Raw genomic sequence first — 21533 nt, forward strand, 5'->3', positions numbered from 1 at the left:
AGAGCCTTTGCGGCGTTCCAGTCACTGCTCGTCCGCGCTCGGCGTGCTGCGCGCGTTCGCAAGGGCCTCCTCCTCGCGACGCTCGGCGGCGCGAATCTCTGCGGGCACGAGGTCCGGAAGTGCCTCCTTCAGGCTGGCAAGCTCGGGATCGGAAGCGGACCATCGTCTGTTCTCGGCGTCGCGCATCGCAGCCTTCAGCAGTTTCTGGATGTCCTCGAGATCGGCGCTCTCGTGGTACCAGCCCTGGGCTGCGCGATGGCAGAGCAGCGAGTAGGCGACGTAGGGATCGCGTGTGAAAGGGCCCTCTCGGTCGAACACTGCATCTTCGCGTGCCCTGCGCTTGACGCTCGTGTCGTCACCTTTGCGATCCGTCGCCATGCGCCACTTCCATTTCTCGACGAGAGTGAGCGAGTGAGGGGGCTTCCGCGAGTACCCACTGACTTCTCCGGGCACTGTTTCGCGGAAGGTGGCGATGAGGATGATGAGTCGGTATCGCACGGCATTGCTACGCCTGTCCTCAGGGTTCCTCGGGCCGAAGCCCCACGCAAGAGGCCATGGCCTCGGCAGCAGCGAGTTCGCGAGGAGGTTGCGATACTGCAGCCCGCGGTCGAGACGCGTCTGCATCGCCGGTGTGATGTCGCCGGACTCGCCTGCGTTGAGATTGGTTCGTGCATTGTGGGCGGCGTGAAGCAGCCGGATCATCGCCGCGTCCCCTCGGATCCGACGCAACGACATCAGACGCAGCGAGATCCCCATTCCGCTCCATCGCTTCTGCCTGCGGAAGATCAGCAATGCCGGCCACATCACGTAGATCGCGCGCGTGTGCTTCTTCTCGTGGTCGAGCATCTCGAGCACCTTGGTGAGGTAGTCGTCGTGGTGGTGCGATGGGCCGTCGAAGAGCTCGCGATACTTGGTGTTGTCGAGCGCCGCGCGCGCCGACACGTTGAGGGCGTCGATATCGATCGCGTGTTCGAGCATCGTACGAGCCGTGCGGTCGGTGGTGGGGTCGTCGTCGTAGTGGGTGGCTGCAAGCCAATGGAGGACGATCGACTCGGCATTCGACGCGCCGTGGAGCACAGGCTGGAGATCCCGCCCGTAGCGGCTCACGATTGTCGCGAGTAGTTCGGCTGCGACCAGGGCGGCGAGCCGCCCCGCCGTCGAGACCCGATCGGCCGCCTTGATCATGTGGTCGTTGTCGACGTCCATGGTGCGAGACAACACCACGGTCCCGTTTCGGGCGATGGTGATCGAAGCGGTCGTCGACGTGACACGGTCGACGGATAGTCGCCACGGTGTCTGTCCGAACAGTGCAGCGAGTGCGCGTTGCGCCGCCGCGATCTGGCGATTCTCCGAGAGGTCCGCCACGGCCTCTGTGGCGGCGGCCACGATCGTGCCCGATGGGATGTCGACTGCCCTGCGGTGCGGAGTGCCAAGAAGGCCCTGCATCGCCTCAAGAATCCGTGTCTGGTCGAGTTCCCCGCCCGGCTCCGGCTTGGAGACGTCGATCACGATGCCGAGATGGCACGCGAGCCCCTTCGCCATCAGGCCGACAGCTAGCGCTGCGAGGACCACGAAGAGCAACCACCATGCGACGGGCTGTGCGAGTACCGCATCAACGAGGTCCGCGCGGCTCGAGGTCTCGAGCGCGCTAATCGTGAGGAAGTCGGCGGTCACAGGGCCGCCATTGCGCATCACCCACGTGCCAGAGCCGACGAACGCTATTGCTGTGATCACTGCGACTGTGAGGCCTGACCACCAAAGGATCGTGGGTCTGGCGAGCAGGGATGGACGGTCCCGCAGCCGTGGGAACAGTACGAGCAGTCGCGCCAACACCACCATCCCGAGCATGATGCTGAGGATCGCGAGCCCGACGTGCCCGGCGGGTACCAACAGGCTGCTGACGAACGTGTCCCACATTTTCGAGAACTGTCGCGGAGTGGCATGAGCACTCGTCGCCTCGTACTCTGCCGTGCACGCCTCGCCGTCGTCGGAGCTTGCACGCACGCTCTCGATCAGCGCGCGTGCGTCCCCGTCGCGGCCCGTCTGCACGTATCCGTCGGCAACCACGCAGACCGTCGCGACGAGCGTCTCGGGAGACGCAGCCTCGCCCAAGACGCACTCAAGCACGGGCGCGAGCGCCTCTGGGTCGGCCACGTCCACGGAGAACAGCTGGATCGCGGTCTCCACCGCTGCGGCATCGTTCCCGAGCGCCGCGATCACCTGGCACTGCGCCGAGGCGTCCGCGCCGTCCTCGGCCGCGGCCGAGGCGGGCGCGCCGACGACGGGCGCGAGCAGCGCGGCGGCGAGGGCGAGGAGCATGGCGATCGGGCGCATGGTTCCCCTCTCGACGCGCCGGCACGTGCCTCGATTGTCGGGAATGCCTGGGCGTGCGTCAATGCTGGTACCGCAGGGAATTCGCGCGCGTCACCGCTTCCGCCCATGCACCAGCCCGGTGAGCGCGCCGAGGATGCCGCCCACGATCGTGTCGAGCACGCGCTCCCACACCACGGCGAGCAGGGGATCGTCGCCGCGGGCGGCGCCGACGATGATGAGCACGGTGGGGGTGATGAAGGTCAGCGCGAGCGCGTAGTTGCGCACCACCAGCATCTGCGCGGCGAACTGGAGCGCGCCGATGATCAGCACGAGGACCCATGGCGGTGGCGACGTGAGCGTGGCCGCCGCGACGTACAGCGCGGCGCCCGCGATGGTGCCGACGATGCGGTGGACCCCGCGTTGGGCCGCGCGGCCGCGTCCCGGCCGCGCGCCGACCACGGCGAGCCCCGCGCCCACGGTCCAGTACGCGCGTCCCGGGTCGACGACCAGGTAGCTCACGGTGGTGCCGACCACGGCGACGATGCTCGCGCGGAGCAGCAGCTCGCGTGCCGCCGTGTCCCACGTGGGCCCGGGAAGCAGGACGCGCAGGGGTGTCGCGGCCATGCGCCGATGCTGCGGCATCAGCAGGCGTCCGGCGGCCACCAGCCATGCGAAGGCCGCGCCCGCTCCGATCGCGCCGATCACCACCCCGGGCTCCTGGATGCGCGCGCCGTCCTCGAGCTCGCTCACATGCGCCGCGAGGCCGTACGCGAGCATGGGGAACAGCGGGCCTGGCGGCCCGAGCGAGTAGCCGTAGCCGATCGCGGCGACGCCGACGGCGACCAGCATGAGGCCGATGCTCGCGGCGACGGGGGAGGGGCCCGTCAGTGTGCCAAGCGCCGCGCTGAGCGTCAGCACCGCGGCGACGAACGGCAGGAGCCGCACGCGGTCGATGGGGGAACGCCACGAGGCGTACAGCGTGGTGAAGCCCCCGGTCGAGGCGATCAGCCCGAGGTCGGCATGGCCCACCGCGACGCCGACCGCCACGGGCGCGGCGGTCGCGATGGCGGCCTGGAGGGCGATCTGCCAGCGCGGATCGGGGAACGGCTCGATCGCGCCGAGGCTGGCGACCGCCCGTCCCGCGCCGCCCGCCCAGGCGCGCCCGCGCCTGCGAGGTGTGCGCGCATCGTCCGCCATGGCTCTCCCCGGCTCCCTTGCCAGGGTGCCACGGATGCGCGAGGCGCCGCCCGCCGAGCGTCTACGCGGCGGTGTCGGCGTGCAGCGCGCCCACGTTGCGCTGGAACAGGATGATCCAGGTGAAGACCAGCACGCCCGCAACCAGCTCGACTGCGGTGAGCGAGTAGTAGCCCGTGGCGAAGAAGACCGCGAGCACGAAGATCACGGCGACGAAGGCCCACCCGATGGGGAGGAACGCGCGCGAGATGCCGGGCACCCACGCGCGCAGGCGGATGGTGAGGACGGCGAACGTGACGGCCATGCCGCTCGCGACCGCGGTGTGGATCCAGAAGTGCGTGTCGACGTGGAAGACGCCCACGAGCCCGAGGAAGATGCCGATGACGATGAGCGCGATGCGGACTCGCCTCACGCCGTCTGCGGTCGCGGTGGGGACGTCGCGGGTCGCGACCCTCGCGAGCACCGTCACCAGGAACCCGGCGACGATGAGGGTGAGGTTGAAGGCCATCGCCGAGAGGTCGTGCGAGATGCCCAGCGTGCTGAGGTTCTGCATCCACCAGTCGGGGTCCGATGCCGTGAGCGTGCTCGCGAGGATGCCCTCGACCAGGAAGACGGCGAGCACCACCGCGAGCAGCTCGGGGTTCATGTGCGCCGCCGAGAGGAACGCCGCGTATGCGGTGACAGCGGCCGCGGCGCCGCTGAGCGCGAGGATCGGCAGCGTGTAGAGCGTCGCACCCACGAAGCCGCCGGCGAGGACCACGGCCACGAGCGTCCAGCTGAGCAGCGCGATGACGCCGTGAGCAAGGGCGAGCGCCGCGATGTCGACGATGTCGAGCGCGCCGCGGATCCGCGGGCGTCCTCCGAGGTGCAGCGCGTAGCGGCCGGCGGCGAAGGCGAGCGTCGCGGTCACGGCCGATGCGATGGCCGCGTACTGGCCCACCGATCCTGGCCCGGAGATCGAGGCCTCCTCGAGGCCGAACACCGGCAGCGCGATCGCGGCGACCACCGCGAACGCGACCGCGCCGAGCCCGGTCGCGGTGAGCTCGAGCGTGGTGTTCGCGCGCTCGGTCAGCGTCAGCCGAAGGTCCGTCCGCCTCTCCGAGGCTGCATCGTTCATCCCGCGCTCCTCCTGCCCTCGATTGGGAGCGTACCTGCGTCGACGCGGACAGTGCGCGGGGACGATGCGCGTGGGCTGACGGCTACGGGTGAGCGGTCCTCGCGAAGGCGAGCGTCGCGAGGGCTGCCGCCTGGTCGCCCAGCACCGCATCGTCGAACAGCACGCGCGGGGAGTGGTTGAACTCCGCGGTGCGCATGTCGATCTCCGTAGGCGAGGCCATGAGCATGAGGAACGTCCCAGGGACCTCGTTCAGCACGAACGAGAAGTCCTCCGAGCCCATGATCGGCGTGGGCAGGATCTGGACGCGATGCTCGCCGAGGCTTGCGCGCAGCGTGTCGAGGGCGCGCTCGGTCTCCCCCGCATCGTTCACCGTCGCCGGGTAGTACTCCTCGAAGCGGACGTCCGCGGTGAGGCCGTGCGTGGTGGCGACGCCCTCGGTCACGCGGGTCAGGCCCTCCCGGAGCGTCTCGAGAGACGCGGCGGACATGAAGCGGACCGTCGCGGCGAGCTCGACCTGCTCGGGGATGACGTTGATGGCGCCCTCGCCCGTGCTCATGCGGGTCACCGAGAGCACCACCGGGTCGAACGCGTCGAAGCTTCGCGTGACGAAGCTCTGGAGCGCGAGCACGGTCTCCGCCGCCACCGGGACGGGATCGAGGGCGTGCTGGGGCTGCGAGCCGTGGCCGCCGCGGCCGTTCACGGTGACGCGCAGAGTGGCCGCTCCCGCCATGACCGGCCCCGGGCGGGTGCCGAACACGCCGCGAGGGCCGGGTGCCACGTGGATCGCGTACGCGGCCACAGGCCTCTGCCCGGCGGCATCGAGGAGCCCCTCGTCGATCATGACCTTGGCGCCGCCGTCGCCTTCCTCGCCCGGCTGGAACATGAAGACGACCGAGCCCGCGAGCTGGTCACGGTGCGCCGCGAGCAGCCGTGCGGCCCCGACGAGGCCCGCGGTGTGGAGGTCGTGACCGCACGCGTGCATGGCGCCGTTGGTCGACGCGTAGTCCAGCCCGGTCGCCTCGTCGAGCGGAAGCGCGTCCATGTCGCCGCGCAGCAGCACGGTGGGGCCGGGAAGGGCGCCGCGGAGCACCGCGACCACCGAGGTGGTCGCGGTGCCCGTGGTGACCTCGAGCGGCAGGCCCTCGAGGGCCGCGAGAACCTTCGCCTGAGTGCGCGGCAGGTCGAGGCCCAGCTCCGGATCGGCGTGCAGCGCGCGGCGCAGGGCGACCAGGTCGGGCAGGAGGGCGGCGGCGTCCGCGACGAAGTCGGGTGCCTCGGTGGACTTGTCGGTGGTCATCGGGCTGCGCCCTCCAGCTCGTGGGTGTCGGCCTCGGCGGCGACCGTGTCGCCGTCGGGCATCCGCATCGTTCCCAGCGCGATCGCGATGACCACGAAGGCGACGGCGGAGAACGTCCAGATCGCCACGTAGCCGCCCAGCGAGGAAGCGAGGTCGCCCACCGGGGTGAAGGCCGTGAGCAGCACCGCGAACACCGCGCCCGCCGCGGCGCCGCCGAGCGTGCGCAGCGAGTTGTAGATGCCGGCCGCGATGCCCGTCTGGTCGCTCGGCGCAGCCTCGGCGATGAGTGCGGGCAGCGCGCCCATGAGGAGGCCCATGCCGATGCCGCCAACCAGTGCGAAGAGGTACATGTGCCACATGGCCGAGTGCATCGCGATCTGGAAGGCCCACGCGCCCGCGGTGAGGCCGGCACCCGCGACCAGGACGGCGCGCATGCCGATCCTCCGGGCGAGGGGGGCGAACGCGCCTGCGCCCACGGTGGCCATGATCATCAGCAGGCCCATGACGGCCGAGACGGTGCCGGGCTCGGCCGCGAAGCCGTAGCCGACCTCGGCCGGGTCGGCCGCGAGGAAGGTCGTGATCGGGGTCTGCGTGCCGAAGAGCACCATGCCGAAGAGGAAGGCGGCGAGGTAGGCGGGTCCCAGCTTGGGCGAGACGACCATGCGCACGTCGATCGCGGGGGAGTCGGAGCGGCGCTCCCAGGCGACCCACGCGGCGAAGATCGCGACGGCGACCGCCAGGGTGATGAGCGTCGAGGGCGCGCCGAACCCGGCGTCGGAGGCCAGGTGGAGGCCGAAGAGCAGGGCGATCATCGCGATGCCGATGCCCGCGAAGCCGATGCCGTCGAGTCGGACCCTCGTGCGCTCGGTGGACTCGGGGACCTTGAAGAATGCGGCGTAGACGGCGACGAGGCCGAACACGACGGGGACGAGCAGCGTGGCGGTGAGCGACGGCAGGGCGCCGGCGATCAGGCCGCTCGCGACCGTGCCGAGGATGAGGCCGCCGGTGAGGAAGGACACCAGCAGGCCGATCGAGCTGCGCGCGGTGTCGCCCTTGATGCGGTTGTGGATCAGCGCGATCTCGAGCGGCAGCCACGCGGCCTCGGGGGCCGTGAGGAGGCGGCCGACCAGCATCGTCTCGTAGTTGGGGGCGAAGGCGGTGAGCAGGCCGCCGACGATGACCGCGACGACGGCGATGCGGAGGATCCGGCGGTGGCCGAAGACGTCGCCCAGGCGCGAGAGCAGCGGCACGCACACGGCGGCGCCGAGCGTCTGGACCGTGAGGAACCAGGTGATGTCGGCATCGCTCACCCGCATGTGCTCGGCGATCTCGCCGAGCAAGGGCGGGTAGAAGCCCTGGGCGAAGCCGGAGGCGAGCTCGCAGAGCAGGAGGAAGCCGACGACGACGCGCGGCGAGAGCCGTCGCATCGAGCCGGTCGCGGGGGAGGCGGTCATGTCAGTCCGTTTCTTCGGGCGTGCCGAGCAGGCGGGGAGGCGAGGAGAGGAGCGCGTCGATGAGCGCCAGGTACTGGCGCGGCTCGACGCGGACGCCCTCGATCGCGTGCCGGAGCAGGGTGAGCCCGGAGACCGCATCGAGGATGACGTCGGGGTCGACGTCGGAGGGGAGCTCGCCGCGGGTGATGGCGCGGTCGAGGATCCGCTCGCCGTGGAGGCGGCGGACCCGGAAGAGGGAGTCCCAGATCAGGGCGAAGACGTCGGGCTCGAGGATCGCGGACATCGCGCGCCCGGCGGCGACCCCTTTGCCCTCCTGGTTGCGCTGGTTCTGGAGCGCATGCTCGAGGAGGTCCTCCCGCACCGACCCGGTGTCCGGGCATTCGCCGATCTCGGCGTGGGCGAGCACGATGGCCGCGACCAGGGTGGCCTTGTCGGCGTGACGGCGGTAGATCGCGGCTTTGCCGCAGCCCGCCGCCTTCGCGACGTGCTCGACGCGCAGCGCGGCGTAGCCGTGCTCGTGGAGCAGGTCGAGGCCGACGTCGAGGATGCGGCGGCTGAGCTCCTCGTCCGTGGGGCGGCCGGAGGTCGCTGCGGGCTCGCGGTCTTCCATGGTGGCGACATTACGGAACGATCCGTTTCGTATCTGTTAACCGCGCGTAACAGTCGCGACACCCTGGCGAGGCGAGGCGTTCGCAGTGCGCGAGAGCGGATCCCGGACAAAGCGGACATGCCGGGAATACCATGGGTGTGGCGCCGGCGTCGGGGTGGATGGTCGCCGACGTGCGGGAGGACGGGCGCACAGGGGGGGCGTCGCTCGCGCTCGGCGTCGTGCGGCAGCACCCGGAGGTGCCGTATGGACAGCGTCGTCCTCGAGATCGCCATCGGCCTCGTCCTCGTCTTCGCGATAGCCGCTGCGGCGGCGTCGGCGGTGAACGAGATCATCACCCGCTCCTTCAACGTCCGTTCCAAGGCGCTGTGGGCGAGGCTCGACGAGCTGCTCTCGGGCACGGACCATCGGCTAGGGGTCCGTTTCCTGTGGAAGGGGCTGTGCTTCCGGTCTGTCAGGCCCACCCATGAGAACCCGGCTGTCGAGCTCACGTCGGCCCCGGACGCCGAGGCTGGTGCCCCACCGGTGCAGGAGGCCCACGGCGCCGCCGGTGCGAAGCCCGCCGGGCCTCGAGGGCGGGCCGCGAAGATCGAGGCGGGCCTGATCGCGTGGGAGGAGAAGGTCGTCGCGCGCCGTGACAAGAGGTCAGACGAGCAGAAGGCGGAGGACGATTCGCGTGCCGCGGTGGCACAGGGGCGCCTCAGCACGCTCGCGCGGACGGGGGCGATCGGGGGTCTCGACTACGTCGAGCTGGGCAACCCGTCGAAGGTCTCCCAGATCCCCGGCAAGGTGTTCGCGAACGCGCTGCTCGAGCTCGCGCAGGCGCGTAAGGGCGACGGGCTCGAGGCGCGCGTGATGGATCTCGCCAAGGAGTATCAGCAGCCGGACCAGAAGCTGCTCGCGCCGCTCGGGGCCTTCCTCGCGACCACCGGCGCTGCGGTGGCCCACGACACCGACAAGCTGCTCGCCGCAGCGGAGACCTGGTTCGACGGCCAGATGGAGGTCCTCAGCAACACCTACAAGCGGAACACCAAGTGGGCGCTCGGGGCGATCGGCGTGGTGATCGCGATCCTGTTCAACGTCAACGCGATCGCGATCGCCGGCGGGCTCAACGACAATGCCGCGTTCCGCCAGGCGGCGGTCACCGCTGCGGACGGCGTGAGCGCGGGGGAGTTCCCGGCCTGCATCGAGGAGGACGCGACAAGCTCGGCGGCCGCGGACTCCGAGTCCGGCGACGACGGCACCAGCGATCCGTACGCGGAGGTCGGGTGCGCGGTGCAGCAGTTCCGCGTGTTCTCGGAGGCCGGCGTGATCGTGCCGGGCGATGCCGACTACTTCACGCTGTTCGGCGATGCGTGGAACGGCGCGCAGGATCACGCGGAGGTCGCGGCGAAGGTGGAGGCCGGGGACTCCACCCAACCGCGCCAGATGAACCTGCTCGGACAGATCGTCGGCGTCATGCTCACGGGCCTCGCGACGGCGCTCGGCGGGCCGTTCTGGTTCGACCTCATGAAGCAGCTCACGGGACTGCGCAAGGGGAAGTAGGGGCGGTCGCTGCGCGCTCTGGCGACCCTTCGCATCGTCCCCCGACAACGAGAGAAGCCCTCCCCGAGACTCTCGGGGAGGGCTTCCTCAATGGCGGTGACGGTGGGATTTGAACCCACGGTACGGGGTTACCGTACACAGCATTTCGAGTGCTGCACCTTCGGCCGCTCGGACACGTCACCGCGAAAGAGATTACAGGAACGTGAACTGAAAAACCTAATCGGGCCGATGCGGTGGGGCCATGCGGCCGGCCGGATCCGGCGGTGCTGGCGGGTGTAGCAGGGCGGTTGCCACCGCGAGGCTTGCACCAAGTGCCGTATCGAGGATCCGTTCGCCCGTGACGGAGAGGTCGCCGAGCTCCCCGGCGCTCGCGGTGACGATCACGAGCGCCATCGGCGTGACCGCCGTGACCGCGATCGCGTAGTGCCGCGTGATCGCCAGCTCGGTCATGAACTGCAGCGCGCCCAGCGTCAGCGCGAGCACCACCGCAGGCATCCCGGAGTACGCGATCGCGAGGTAGACACCCACGCCCAGCACGGTGCCGACGGCACGATGCAGGCCCCGCGTGACCGCCGGCCCTCGCCCGGGCACCACGCCGATGACGACCACGCCGGCCGCGACGGTCCAGTACGCGCGGTCGGGGTCGACGAACAGGAGCGACAGCGCCGTGCCGAGCACCGCGACGATGACGGTGCGCCACACGAGCTCCTTGGCGCCGCGGTCCCACTCGGGGCGCGCGAGCAGCACCGAGAGCGGTCGGGGTGTGACCTGCCAGTGCACCCGCCTCACCAGAGGCGCGATGCTCGCGACCACGGCCCAGGCGCAGCCCGCCGTGACCGTCGCGACCAGCACGAGCGGCGGCACCCCGCCGTTCACGGCATGGCCCGACATGCCGTACACGAGGATCGGGAACAGCGGCCCGGGTGCGCCCAGCCGGTAGCCGTGCACCGAGATCGCGACGAGCACCGCGACCGCGATCAGGCCCAGCGCGGACAGCAGCGGGTAGGGGGCGAGGGTCGCGCCCAGCACGCTCGTCAGCACCAGCCCCAGGCCGGCGATGGGCCGCAGCCTCAGCCGCTCGAGCCGTGGCAGGGCCGCGAAGTACGGCACGGTGAAGGCGCCCGTGGCGGCGATGAGGCCCAGGTCCACGCGGCCGAAGGCGATTCCCACCAGCACGGGCACCGTGAGCACCACGGCCGCCTGCAGCGCGATGGGCCAGCGCGGCTCCTTCGCGGGCACCATGGTGCCGAGGCTCACCACCGCGCGCCTCATGCCGTGGCGCCACACGTCCCGCTTGCGGGGCTCCTCGGACATCTAGCGCTTCGCCTCGAAGAACTCCGCGAGCAGCGCGGCCGACTCCTCGGCGCGCACGCCCGACACGACCTCGACCTTGGAGCCGATCCGCGCATCGCGCACCACGTCCCACTGGGAGCCCGTGGCGCCGGCCTTCACGTCCCACGCGCCCAGCACGAGCCGCGGGATGCGCGCCTGAAGGATCGCTCCCGCGCACATGAGGCACGGCTCCAGGGTGACGACGAGCGTGCAGCCGTCGAGGCGCCAGGTGCCCAGGGACGATGCGGCGGCGCGGATCGCGACCACCTCGGCGTGGGCGGAGGGGTCGCCCTCGACCTCGCGGAGGTTGCGCCCGGCGCCGATGACCTCGCCCTCGGGGGAGAGCACCACGGCGCCCACCGGGACGTCGCCCGCCTCGCCGGCGGCGCGGGCCTCGGCGAGCGCGATGTCCATCGCCTGGTCCCAGCGTCCTCTCACGTGGCCAGGCTACCGGCGCATCGTCCCGACGCCCTGGGAGCAGCGACCCGGGAAACGCGCGGCTCGAGACGATAGTCTCGGACCATGCAGCTGCACGTCGCGGACCACCCGCTCATCCGTCACAAGGTCACCGTCCTGCGCGACAAGAACACCAAGTCGCCGACGTTCCGCCTCCTGGTGGACGAGCTGGTGACGCTCCTCGCCTACGAGGCGACGCGCGACGTGCGTGTCGAGGAGTGCGAGGTCGAGACGCCGCTCACCGCGACCACCGGCACCAAGATCGCCGACCCGGCCCCGATCATCGTCCCCATCCTGCGCGCGGGCCTGGGCATGCTCGACGGCATGACGCGGCTCATCCCGAGCGCCGAGGTGGGCTTCCTGGGCCTCAAGCGCGACGAGGAGACGCTCGAGGCGATCACGTACGCGAACCGCCTTCCCGACGATCTGACGGGCCGTCAGGTGTTCCTCATCGACCCGATGCTCGCGACCGGCGGCTCGCTCGTCATGGCGATCGAGTACGTGCTCGAGCGCGGCGCGACCGACGTGACGTGCGTGTGCCTGCTCGCGGCGCCCGAGGGCATCCAGCACGTGCAGGAGAAGGTGGGCGACCGTGCCGACGTCTCCGTGGTGGTCGCGCAGGTCGACGAGAAGCTCAACGAGGTCGGCTACATCGTCCCGGGCCTCGGCGATGCGGGCGACCGCCTGTACGGCATCGTCGACCTGTAGCGTCCCGCGCTCCGCTCGCGCCGCATCGTCCCGCCGGACGATGCGGCGCTTCCGTTTGTCGGTGATGGACGGGAGTCGTTGTCAGACCCCCGCGCGACACTGTTCTGGTGGCGCCCGGATGCGGTGGGGCAGTCTTCACAGGGAAGGCGGTACCGTCCACATGACACGCCGAGGTGTCCACAGGCTTTGCACAGAGAACTCCACAAGACCACAACATCTAGGGGCTGGGCTTCAAAAAGGCCCCCATATCTTGTTGCACACGGATGGTGTTCGGGTTAGGTTCGGATAGCGCCTCGTGCTGACGACGCGGGTGGACCACCCCGGAATCCGCCGCCATCCGAGCGCCAAGTCACCACCATGCTGCGCGGCCTGGGGAGGGTCACGCAGGGCACCCGCGAGGAGAGCATCGTGACGATCACCGAGAACACCGCCGGCGCGACCACCGAGGGCGTCGCCGTGGCGCGCCCGGGCATCCATGTGACCAAGCGCGACGGCACGCGCGAGCCCTACAACGCGGACCGCATCAACAAGGCGATCGAACGCGCGGCGCACGGCCTTCCCGATCAGATCTCGATGACCACGCAGATCGCGTCCGAGCTCGCGATCACGCTCTTCGACGGCATCACCACGGAGCAGCTCGACGAGGCCGCGATCGGTGTGGCGGTCCAGAACGTCAAGGACGACCCTCAGTTCGACATCGTCGCTGCGAGGCTGCTGCGCAAGGTGATCTACAAGAGGGTGCTCGGCGGCTACGACACCGAGCTCGAGCTGTCGCTCCTGCACCAGGCGCGCTTCCCGGGCTACATCCGCGACGCGGTCGAGGACGGCCTGCTCGACACGCGGCTCACCGAGCTGTTCGACCTCGACGCGCTCGCGGCGCGGCTGGACCACACGCGCGACGACAACCTCCGGTACATCGGCACCGTGACCATGCGCAACCGGTACATGATCACCGACCGCCACGGGAAGGCGCTCGAGGTCCCGCAGTACTTCTGGATGCGCGTCGCGATGGGCCTGTCGCTCAACGAGGCCGACCCGACCGGCGCGGCGCTCCTCTTCTACGACAAGATCTCCACGCTTGAGTACCTGCCCGCCGGTTCGACGCTCGTCAACGCGGGCACGTCCTACCCGCAGCTGTCGAACTGCTTCGTCATGCAGATGGAGGACGACATCGAGCACATCGCGAAGTCGGTGCGCGACGTCATGTGGCTGACCAAGGGCACGGGCGGCATCGGGCTGTCGGTGACGAAGCTGCGTGCCGAGGGCTCCCCGATCCGCTCGAACAACACCACGTCGACCGGCCCGATCCCGTTCATGCACACCATCGACTCGACGCTGCGCGCCGTGTCGCGCGGCGGCAAGAAGTTCGGCGCGCTGGCGTTCTACATGGAGAACTGGCACCTCGATTTCCACCAGTTCCTCGATCTCCGTCAGAACTCGGGCGACCCGTACCGTCGGACGCGCACGGCCAACACCGCCGTGTGGATCTCCGACGAGTTCATGAAGCGCGTCGCCACCGACGGCGACTGGTACCTGTTCGACCCCGCCGAGACCCCTGACCTGGTGGAGCTGGTGGGCTCGGCCTTCTCCGCGCGCTACGCCGAGTACATCGCGCTCGCGGAGGCGGGCCGCATGCGCACCTTCAAGAAGATGAAGGCGCGCGAGCAGTACAAGTCGATCCTGGTGATGCTGCAGACCACCGCCCACCCGTGGCTCACGTGGAAGGACACCATCAACCTGCGTGCCCTCAACACCAACACGGGCACCATCCACCTCTCCAACCTCTGCACGGAGATCTGCCTGCCGCAGGACCGCGAGAACATCGCCGTCTGCAACCTCGCGTCGATCAACCTGCCGGAGCACCTGGTCGACGGCAAGATCGACTGGGACCGCATGAAGGACTCGGTGCGGCTCGCGGTCCGCCAGCTCGACAACCTGGTGGACATCACGCTGTCTTCCGTGCCCGAGTCCGAGCATGCGAACAGCGAGAACCGTGCGATCGGGCTCGGCGTGATGGGCTACACCGACATCACGGAGCGCCTCGGGCTCGCGTACGAGTCCGAGGAGGCGTACGCGCTGATCGACGAGATCGTCGAGTTCGTGTCCTTCCACGCGATCGACGCCTCCGCGGACCTCGCACGCGAGCGCGGCTCGTACGCGAACTTCGAGGGCTCCGGCTGGTCGCAGGGCAAGGTCCCCTTCGACACCATCGCGGAGACCGAGGCGGACCGCGGCGTCCCCATCACGGTCGACCGGACGATGCGTCAGGACTGGGCCGCGATGCGCGAGAAGGTTGCGGGCGGCATCCGCAACGCGACGCTCATGGCCGTCGCTCCCACCGCCTCGATCGGCCTCGTCGCCGGCGTCACGCCCGGATTCGACCCGCAGTTCTCGCAGATCTTCTCGCGCGCCACCAGCTCCGGGAAGTTCCTCGAGGTCAACCGGAACCTGGTCAAGGACCTCCAGGAGCTCGGACTGTGGGAGTCCGTGCGCGACCGCCTGCTCGAGGTCCAAGGCGACCTGTCGCAGATCGACGAGGTCCCGCAGCACCTCAAGGACGTCTACAAGACGTCGTTCCAGCTGCCGCCGCAGGCGTTCATCGAGGTCGCGGCGCGCGCCCAGAAGTGGATCGACCAGGCCATCAGCCGCAACATCTACCTCGAGGACCGCGACGTCGAGGGGATGATGAACCTCTACGCGGCGGCGTGGGAGAAGGGCGTGAAGACCACGTACTACCTCCACATGAAGCCGCGCCACACCGCCGAGCAGTCGACGGTGCGCGTCAACAAGACCGAGAAGATCAACAGCACCGGCAACGCCGCGGGCCGGCCCTCCGCCGGCGGCTCGACGGGGCCCGCGCGCAAGGGCTTCGGCGCCGCACGCAAGGGCTTCGGGGCGGCCAAGGCGGCCGCGGTGCCCGCGGACGATGCGACGGCCGCCCAGCCGCCCGCCTCGCCGGCACCGGGCACGGCGCCCGCGGCACCCGCATCGTCCCCGGTGCCCGAGGCCGCAGCGGTCCAGCGCCCCGCGGCTCGCGGCTTCGGCGCGGTCAAGGCTGCCGAGCCGGCGGCGGCCACCGCGCCGATCGAGACGGTCGCGCCGACCGCGCACCCGGGTCCGTCCCTGGCTCCCGCGTCGGTGCTGTCCTCGATCGCCGCTCAGGCCTTCGCCACCTCGCCGGCCGATCAGCCCGAGGTCCCGCCCACCTCGCTTCCCGAGGGCGTCCAGATGCCCGAGGGGGCCCGCCAGCTCGAGATGGTCGAGTCCACGGGATCGGGGGACACGGAGATGGTGGGCGGCGTCGCGTGCCCCGTGGACCCGATGGAGCGCCTCCAGTGCGAGTCGTGCCAGTGATCGCGTACGTCAAGACAGGAGACAAGTGATGGGAATCCTCGGAACCGGCGTGCAGGACGGGCTGCTGCTCAAGCCGATCACCTACCCGTGGGCGATGGAGCTCTACAACCAGGCGGTCGCGAACACCTGGTTCCCCAACGAGATCCAGCTGGGCGAGGACCTCGCGGACTTCAAGCGCATGACGGAGGAGGAGAAGCACGCCATCACCTATCTGATGTCGTACTTCAACCCCAACGAGCTGCTGGTCAACAAGGCGCTCGCCTTCGGCGTGTACCCCTACATCAACGCACCCGAGGCGCACCTGTACCTCGCGAAGCAGATGTGGGAGGAGGCCAACCACTGCATGTCGTTCGAGTACGTCCTCGAGACGTTCCCGATCGACCGCGAGGCGGCCTACGAGTCCCACGTCACGGTGCCGTCGATGGCGGCCAAGGAGGAGTTCGAGGTCCGCTTCATCCGGAGGATGACCGAGGAGACGCTCGACATCACCACCACGGAGGGCAAGAGGGACTTCATCCGCAACCTCGTGGCGTACAACATCATCCTCGAGGGCATCTGGTTCTACTCGGGCTTCATGGTCGCCCTGTCCTTCCGCCAGCGGAACCTGCTGCGGAACTTCGGCTCGCTCATGGACTGGATCATCCGCGACGAGTCGCTGCACCTGCAGTTCGGCATCAACCTCATCCTCACGGTGCTCGAGGAGAACGAGGACCTCCAGGACCCCGACTTCGCGGAGGAGATCCGCCAGATGATCCTCGGCGCGGTCGCGATGGAGGAGCAGTACAACCGCGACCTCCTGCCGACCGGCATCCTGGGCCTCAACGCCGACTACGTGAACCAGTACGTCAAGTACCTCGCGGACCGCAGGCTGGAGGAGCTGGGCTTCGATGCGCATTACAATGTGTCGAATCCCGCCAAGTGGATGGCCACGGCGAACGACACCCTTCAGCTGGTGAACTTCTTCGAGGCCACGAACACGTCGTACGAGGTCAACGCCCAGGCGACCAAGCAGCCGTAGACACCTGTCAAACAGCCGCTTAGACTGGCGGCACCCCACAAGACGCCCGGAGCAGAGCGATCCTCTGCGACGGGCGTCTTGGTGTGCGTCCCCCGCACCCCCACCCCTTTCGCCGCGCCCCCTTTCTCGAGAAATCAGGTCACGCCCGTGAGCGCCGCCGTCCAGAACGCCGCCGACCAGTTCGCCCCCCGCATCGTCGCCAGCCCCGGCCTCGCGATGCCGCGACGCCAGAAGCTCCTCTACGTGGTGGTGCTCGGCGCGCTCATCGCGCTCGGCCCGTTCACCATCGACATGTACCTGCCGGCGTTCCCCGCGGTGGCCGCAGACCTCGCCGCCTCGGACGCGGCCATCCAGCTCACGCTCACCGCCACCACCATCGGCTTCGCGCTCGGTCAGCTGGTGGTCGGTCCGCTGAGCGACGCTCTCGGACGCAAGAAGCCGCTGGTCATCGCGACGACGATTCACATCGCGGCCTCCGCGTTCGTGGTGTTCGCGCCCAGCGTCGAGTGGGTCATGGCGGGCCGTGTGCTCCAGGGCATCGGCGCGGCCGGCGGCGGCGTGGTCGCCAACGCGATGGTCCGCGACCTGTTCGCCGGTCAGGCGCTCATCCGCATGCTGGCCCGCATGGCGCTCGTGGTGGGCCTCGCGCCCGTCATCGCTCCGGTGATCGGCTCGCAGCTGCTGTCCTTCATGGACTGGCGCGGCCTGTTCGTGGTGCTCGCGCTGTACGGCACCGCCGTGGCGCTGGTGGTGAGCGGGGTCATCAAGGAGACGATGCCGGCCGAGCGACGCGGCAAGGCCTCGTTGTCGGCGACCCGCACGCGCTACGCACACCTGCTGAACGACCGTGCGTTCGTCGGCATCTCCATGGTCGGCGCCCTCACGTTCGCGGCGCTGTTCTGCTACCTGTCCGCCTCCTCGTTCGTGCTCCAGGACCAGTTCGGCATGAGCGCCCAGGAGTACGGCCTCGTGTTCGCCACGAACTCCGTCGGCCTCATCATCGCGAACCAGACCTCCGCACGCCTCATGCGCGTCTTCCCGCCCCGCTCGGTGATCACCTGGGGTCTCGCGATCATGCTCACGGGTGCCGTGCTGATCGTCGCCGGCAACCTCATGGGCCTGGGCCTGGTCGGCCTGCTGGTCCCGCTGTTCTTCGTCGTCTCGTCGCTGGGCATCATCGGCCCCGCGGTGCAGATCACGGCGCTTAACAGCCACGGCGAGGAGGCCGGCACCGCGGCGTCGCTGCTCGGCGCGCTCAACGCCGGCATCGCGGGCGCGGTCTCGCCGCTGGTCGGAGTCCTGGGCGTGTCGGTGATCAGCATGGGCGCGGTCATGATCGGGAGCCTCGTGGTCGCGATCGCGATCTTCTGGACCGTGGTCCGGCCGCGCATCCAGACCACCGTCATCGCCTGACCCGCGAGTCGCGCCGCCGAACGCGGCGCGGCGCCGGCGCGCTCGCTACGGTGAGGTCATGGCGACGCTCGCAGTCATCCTCCTGTTCGACGGCTTCGACCTCATCGATGCCGGTGGGCCCTACGAGGTGCTCCTCACCGCCTCGCGGCTGCAGGAGCGCGACGGCGACGCGCCGCAGTTCGAGGTCATGCTCGCGACGCCGGGCGGCGGCGACGTCTCCGCGTACGGAGGCATGACCCTGACGCGGCTGGCGGACTCGGACATGATCGAGGCGTGCGACATCCTGCTGGTGCCGGGCACCATCGACGTCGCCTGCGCGCTCGGCGACACGGGCCTCATCGCGACGATCGAGCGCCTCGCGCCGGAGACCGACATGACCGCGTCGGTCTGCACGGGCGCGTTCCTGCTGGCACGCGCCCACCTGCTCGACGGCGCCCGCGCGACCACCCACTGGGAGGACCTGCCCGACCTGGCCTCATGCGGCGAGGTCGGCTCCGTGGTCGGGGGCGTGCGCTGGGTCGACGAGGGTCGGGTGCTGACGAGCGGTGGCCTGACCTCGGGGATCCACCTCGCGCTGCACCTGGTGGCGCGCGTCGCATCCGTGGATCTCGCGCGGCGCACCGCGCGGCAGCTCGACCTGGACTGGAGCCCGGATCCCGCTCGCTGACGTCGGTCAGTCGGTGGGGGTGATCGTGAGGACCAGGCGGTTGAGCATGAACAGGTCCGAGTACCCGCTGTAGAGCTGGACGCGGTGGACGCCGGCGCCCACGGTCTTGGTCTTGAACGGCTTGGCGTCCACGCCGAGCGAGTTGGCGAAGGGTGAGCCGAACGCCGTGGAGTCCACCGCGTTGCCCGAGTTGCCGCCTACCGCGTGCTTGCCGTTCCAGCCCCACGGGTTGAGCGTGTCGCCGTCGACCGAGACGCGGTTGTCATGCTTGCCGCGGTCGCCCTCGAAGGCGATCATCGAGACGTCGACCGTGGCCTGCCCGTCGGTGGCGAAGGGGAGCTCCGTGGTGGTCCCGAACATCCACTCGGTGCCGTCGAGCGTCACGACCGTCGCCTCGGGGTAGTCCGCACGCTCGTAGACCACGGTGATGGCGAAGCCCGCGTAGTAGTTGGGCGCCAGCGCGCGGAACTGCGCGGGCAGCGCGATGTCCGCGACCGCGTAGGCGCCGAAGCCGCCCGCCGCGACCTGGTCGGTGATGTCCGCGGTCGCGACGTAGTTGAGGTCGAATCCGTCCCAGCTCGACTCGACCGAGTCGGCCGTCACGTCCTGGTACTCGCCCCCGGGGGTCTTGAGCCGGGCCGAGGACAGCGAGCCGTCCCACGTGTCGAGCAGGCTGCGGTTGGCCGACCACGTCAGGGTCGCGGAGACGATGCTCGCGCCTTCCGCGTCGTCGGGCATCACGATGGACTCGGACGAGCTGGCCTCGCCGCCCGCGATGTTGAGCGGACGCATCGTCTGACCGTCGTTGTCGTACTTGCCGTTCGCGTCCGAGCCGTTGAAGCTCATGGTCCGGTCGCAGTCGCGGTCCTCGAGGTCGCAGCCCAGGAGCGGCGCGCCGAACACGGAGGCCTTCACCTGGCCGCTCGTCGCGTGCTCGTCGGTCAGCGTCGTGAGAGACGAGGTGAGCCCGGTGCGCACGCTGTAGGTCACCGAGTCGTCGCCCGAGGCGGCGGTGAAGCTGGTGCGCGCGTCGTCGCTCAGCATCGCGTCCTGGCCCGGCGACGCGAGCCGCAGGCTCAGGTCGGTCGACAGGCCCGCGTCGAGCGTGTCGAGCGTGCACTCCGCCGTGGAGGCCTCGTCCACGATCTCGCAGACCCAGTCGCCGGCGGTGATGGTGGAGGTCTCCGCGTACGCGAGGTAGTCGTCGATCGCCGCGGCGGTCACGCGCGCCGTGGCACCCGCGCCCGCCGGGGCGGCGGCGAAGGTGAGGCCGTCGGGGAGGACGATGCTCGCCGTGATCTCGTCAGCGTCGTCGGGGCCGCCGTTGCGGAGCGCCATGGAGACGAACGGCGCCGTGCGCGAGACGCTCATGTAGTTGAGCGCCGAGGTCTCGAAGCTCAGCGACGTCTGGACGGTTCCCCCGTCGGTGCCGCCATCGCCGCCATCGGTCCCGCCGTCAGTCCCGCCATCGGTCCCACCGTCAGTCCCGCCATCGGTCCCACCGTCAGTCCCGCCGTCAGTCCCGCCATCGGTCCCACCGTCGGTCCCGCCATCGGTCCCGCCATCGGTCCCACCGTCGGTCCCACCGTCGGTCGAGCCACCCGTGGACCCGCCAGTCGAACCACCGGTCGACGTGTCGCCGCCCGTGGAGGATCCGCCCTGGTCCGTGGCGCCGTCGTCGGCGGTGGGGGAGGCGTCGTCGCCGGCGCCGTCGCCGGTGCGGGTCGCTCCGGCGGACTGCGTTCCGGGCGCGATGACGCCGACGCCGAGGACCGAGCCGTCCGTGCCGGGCTCGGGGGTCTCGGCCGCGTCGTCCGCCGGCGCATCGTCCGCGGGTGCCTCGGTGGCATCGTCGGACGGGACGGTCGAGGGCGCGGTGGTGGGCTCATCGTCGCCCGGCGTCGTGGCATCGACGGTCGGCACGGGCTCGGCCGCCGGCGCGTCGGGGTTCGACTCGCCGATGATCCCGAGCACGCTCGCGCCGGTCATCACCAGCGAGACCACGCCGAGCGTCGCGGCCGCGGGCAGCGCGACCGCGGCGATGCCGTTGGCGACCGCCGCGAGCCCCGTGGCCGTGGCGATGGTGCCGGAGGTGCCCGCGGTGCCGCCGGCGGCGGTGCCCGCCGCGCCCGCGCCTCCGGAGGCGCCGGCGCCCGATGCCGCGGCACCCGCCTCGCCGAGAGCGCCGCCCACGGGCAGGCCGCCCTCGAGGGCCTTGGCGCCCAGGACGCCCAGGAAGAGGGGAGCGATGATGCCGCGCAGGCCGCGGTTGACGTCCTCGAGCTCCGCGACCAGCGCGGAGCACTTGTCGCAGCGGCGGACGTGATCGTCCACGCGGGTGTGCTCGCGCTTGCTCAGGCCGCCGCGCACATACGAGCCCAGCTGCGCGTTCGCCTCGAGGCAGTCCACGGTGTCGGCTGCGCCCAGGTGCTGCTGCAGGTAGGCCTGGCGCAGCGCCTCGCGCGCCCGGTAGGCGAGCGCGGCGACGCCGTTGGCGGAGAGGCCGAGCAGGGGAGCGATCTCGCGCGGGCTCTTCTTCTCGACCTCGGTGTACCAGAGCACGGCGCGCCACCGCTCGGGGAGCGAGCGGAAGGCGTCCGCGACCATGGACTGCTCGAAGGTCTCGAGCGCGGGCTCGTCCGAGCCGGCCTCGTAGCCGATCGCCGACTCGAACGGCGACATGTCGTCGCGCGGTCGGGCGCGGTTGCCCTTCTCGATGAGGTCGAGACCGGTGCGGCGCACGATGGTGAAGAGGTAGGCGCGGAAGGCCAGGTCGGGGCCGTCGCCCTGCTGCAGCGCGCGAAGGATGCGGGAGAAGGCCTCGGAGACCACGTCCTCGGCATCGGCGGCGCTGTTCGTGTACTGCGCCGCGACCTTGCGGGCGGCGTCCGCGTGACGCTCGTAGAGCACGCCAAAGGCCGCCGGGTCGCCTGCGCGAACCCCGGCGATCAGCTCTGGATCGCTGGATGTCTCCGTCCAGAGCGACAGCGCCTCCTGCGACATGCCGTGCTCTCCCCTAGCCGGGTGGGTATCCGCATTCTTCCGGTAGGTGGTGGTT

At 70.3% G+C, this 21533-nt stretch carries 15 protein-coding genes and 1 tRNA gene; 6 read left to right on the forward strand and 10 right to left on the reverse strand.

The window, feature by feature from the left end:
• Positions 1 to 21: 21 nt before the first annotated feature.
• The 6 genes from AOM06_RS11060 to AOM06_RS11085 form a co-directional block, all read right to left on the reverse strand.
• On the reverse strand, positions 22 to 2334 hold the full coding sequence (locus tag AOM06_RS11060) for a hypothetical protein (protein ID WP_062305892.1): 2313 nt from the start codon (positions 2332 to 2334) through the stop codon (positions 22 to 24).
• Between the two features lie 90 nt (positions 2335 to 2424).
• The gene (locus AOM06_RS11065) at positions 2425 to 3510 is read right to left on the reverse strand and encodes an FUSC family protein (protein WP_062305895.1); all 1086 of its coding nucleotides are present in this window, start codon (positions 3508 to 3510) and stop codon (positions 2425 to 2427) included.
• A 61-nt stretch (positions 3511 to 3571) separates the two neighbouring features.
• Positions 3572 to 4624, reverse strand: a complete 1053-nt coding sequence (locus AOM06_RS11070) for a DUF998 domain-containing protein (protein ID WP_062305897.1) — start codon at positions 4622 to 4624, stop codon at positions 3572 to 3574.
• 82 nt (positions 4625 to 4706) lie between these two features.
• Complete coding sequence (locus tag AOM06_RS11075) at positions 4707 to 5921, reverse strand: M20 metallopeptidase family protein (RefSeq protein ID WP_062305899.1); 1215 nt, start codon at positions 5919 to 5921, stop codon at positions 4707 to 4709.
• Complete coding sequence (locus AOM06_RS11080; protein ID WP_062305901.1) at positions 5918 to 7375, reverse strand: MFS transporter; 1458 nt, start codon at positions 7373 to 7375, stop codon at positions 5918 to 5920. Before AOM06_RS11080 ends, AOM06_RS11075 begins: the two co-directional genes overlap by 4 nt.
• 1 nt (position 7376) lies before the next feature.
• Complete coding sequence (locus AOM06_RS11085) at positions 7377 to 7985, reverse strand: TetR-like C-terminal domain-containing protein (RefSeq protein ID WP_062305903.1); 609 nt, start codon at positions 7983 to 7985, stop codon at positions 7377 to 7379.
• 243 nt (positions 7986 to 8228) lie between these two features.
• On the opposite strand from AOM06_RS11085, the gene AOM06_RS11090 reads away from it, so the two are divergent.
• The gene (locus AOM06_RS11090; RefSeq protein WP_062305904.1) at positions 8229 to 9527 is read left to right on the forward strand and encodes a hypothetical protein; all 1299 of its coding nucleotides are present in this window, start codon (positions 8229 to 8231) and stop codon (positions 9525 to 9527) included.
• Between the two features lie 91 nt (positions 9528 to 9618).
• Here the strand turns inward: AOM06_RS11090 and AOM06_RS11095 are convergent.
• The 3 genes from AOM06_RS11095 to AOM06_RS11105 form a co-directional block, all read right to left on the reverse strand.
• A tRNA-Ser gene (locus tag AOM06_RS11095) sits at positions 9619 to 9709 on the reverse strand.
• Between the two features lie 34 nt (positions 9710 to 9743).
• Positions 9744 to 10841 (reverse strand): FUSC family protein, encoded by a 1098-nt coding sequence (locus AOM06_RS11100; RefSeq protein ID WP_062305906.1) that lies wholly within the window; start codon positions 10839 to 10841, stop codon positions 9744 to 9746.
• Positions 10842 to 11297, reverse strand: a complete 456-nt coding sequence (locus tag AOM06_RS11105) for a nucleoside deaminase (RefSeq protein ID WP_228372935.1) — start codon at positions 11295 to 11297, stop codon at positions 10842 to 10844.
• Positions 11298 to 11381: 84 nt separating this feature from the next.
• Here AOM06_RS11105 and upp point away from each other — a divergent pair, with 84 nt between their 5' ends.
• The 5 genes from upp (at position 11382) to AOM06_RS11130 (ending at position 18475) form a co-directional block, all read left to right on the forward strand.
• Entirely contained in the window at positions 11382 to 12023 is a 642-nt protein-coding gene (upp, locus tag AOM06_RS11110; protein ID WP_062305909.1) for a uracil phosphoribosyltransferase, read from the forward strand.
• Positions 12024 to 12479: 456 nt separating this feature from the next.
• Positions 12480 to 15377 carry a ribonucleoside-diphosphate reductase subunit alpha gene (locus tag AOM06_RS11115; protein WP_439644741.1) on the forward strand — a complete coding sequence of 966 codons (2898 nt, stop codon included), beginning with the start codon at positions 12480 to 12482 and terminating at the stop codon, positions 15375 to 15377.
• 28 nt (positions 15378 to 15405) lie between these two features.
• Positions 15406 to 16395, forward strand: coding sequence for a ribonucleotide-diphosphate reductase subunit beta (locus tag AOM06_RS11120; protein ID WP_062305911.1), 990 nt, complete (start codon positions 15406 to 15408; stop codon positions 16393 to 16395).
• A 147-nt stretch (positions 16396 to 16542) separates the two neighbouring features.
• Positions 16543 to 17808, forward strand: a complete 1266-nt coding sequence (locus AOM06_RS11125; RefSeq protein ID WP_228372936.1) for a multidrug effflux MFS transporter — start codon at positions 16543 to 16545, stop codon at positions 17806 to 17808.
• Between the two features lie 58 nt (positions 17809 to 17866).
• Complete coding sequence (locus AOM06_RS11130) at positions 17867 to 18475, forward strand: DJ-1/PfpI family protein (RefSeq protein ID WP_062305913.1); 609 nt, start codon at positions 17867 to 17869, stop codon at positions 18473 to 18475.
• A gap of 6 nt (positions 18476 to 18481) precedes the next feature.
• Here AOM06_RS11130 and AOM06_RS11135 read toward each other — a convergent pair whose 3' ends face one another.
• Entirely contained in the window at positions 18482 to 21478 is a 2997-nt protein-coding gene (locus AOM06_RS11135) for a sigma-70 family RNA polymerase sigma factor (RefSeq protein ID WP_062305915.1), read from the reverse strand.
• Positions 21479 to 21533 lie beyond the last annotated feature (55 nt).

This window comes from Demequina subtropica, assembly GCF_000971235.1.
Classification (GTDB): Bacteria; Actinomycetota; Actinomycetes; order Actinomycetales; family Demequinaceae; genus Demequina; species Demequina subtropica.

Bases quoted from the DNA above. Each gene is read 5' to 3' on its own strand.
- AOM06_RS11130 (WP_062305913.1), top strand. From the start codon at position 17,867: ATGGCGACGCTCGCAGTCATCCTCCTGTTCGACGGCTTCGACCTCATC.
- AOM06_RS11120 (WP_062305911.1), top strand. From the start codon at position 15,406: ATGGGAATCCTCGGAACCGGCGTGCAGGACGGGCTGCTGCTCAAGCCG.
- AOM06_RS11085 (WP_062305903.1), bottom strand. From the start codon at position 7,985: ATGGAAGACCGCGAGCCCGCAGCGACCTCCGGCCGCCCCACGGACGAG.
- AOM06_RS11065 (WP_062305895.1), bottom strand. From the start codon at position 3,510: ATGGCGGACGATGCGCGCACACCTCGCAGGCGCGGGCGCGCCTGGGCG.
- AOM06_RS11100 (WP_062305906.1), bottom strand. From the start codon at position 10,841: ATGTCCGAGGAGCCCCGCAAGCGGGACGTGTGGCGCCACGGCATGAGG.
- AOM06_RS11060 (WP_062305892.1), bottom strand. From the start codon at position 2,334: ATGCGCCCGATCGCCATGCTCCTCGCCCTCGCCGCCGCGCTGCTCGCG.
- AOM06_RS11135 (WP_062305915.1), bottom strand. From the start codon at position 21,478: ATGTCGCAGGAGGCGCTGTCGCTCTGGACGGAGACATCCAGCGATCCA.
- AOM06_RS11070 (WP_062305897.1), bottom strand. From the start codon at position 4,624: ATGAACGATGCAGCCTCGGAGAGGCGGACGGACCTTCGGCTGACGCTG.
- upp (WP_062305909.1), top strand. From the start codon at position 11,382: ATGCAGCTGCACGTCGCGGACCACCCGCTCATCCGTCACAAGGTCACC.
- AOM06_RS11090 (WP_062305904.1), top strand. From the start codon at position 8,229: ATGGACAGCGTCGTCCTCGAGATCGCCATCGGCCTCGTCCTCGTCTTC.
- AOM06_RS11075 (WP_062305899.1), bottom strand. From the start codon at position 5,921: ATGACCACCGACAAGTCCACCGAGGCACCCGACTTCGTCGCGGACGCC.
- AOM06_RS11080 (WP_062305901.1), bottom strand. From the start codon at position 7,375: ATGACCGCCTCCCCCGCGACCGGCTCGATGCGACGGCTCTCGCCGCGC.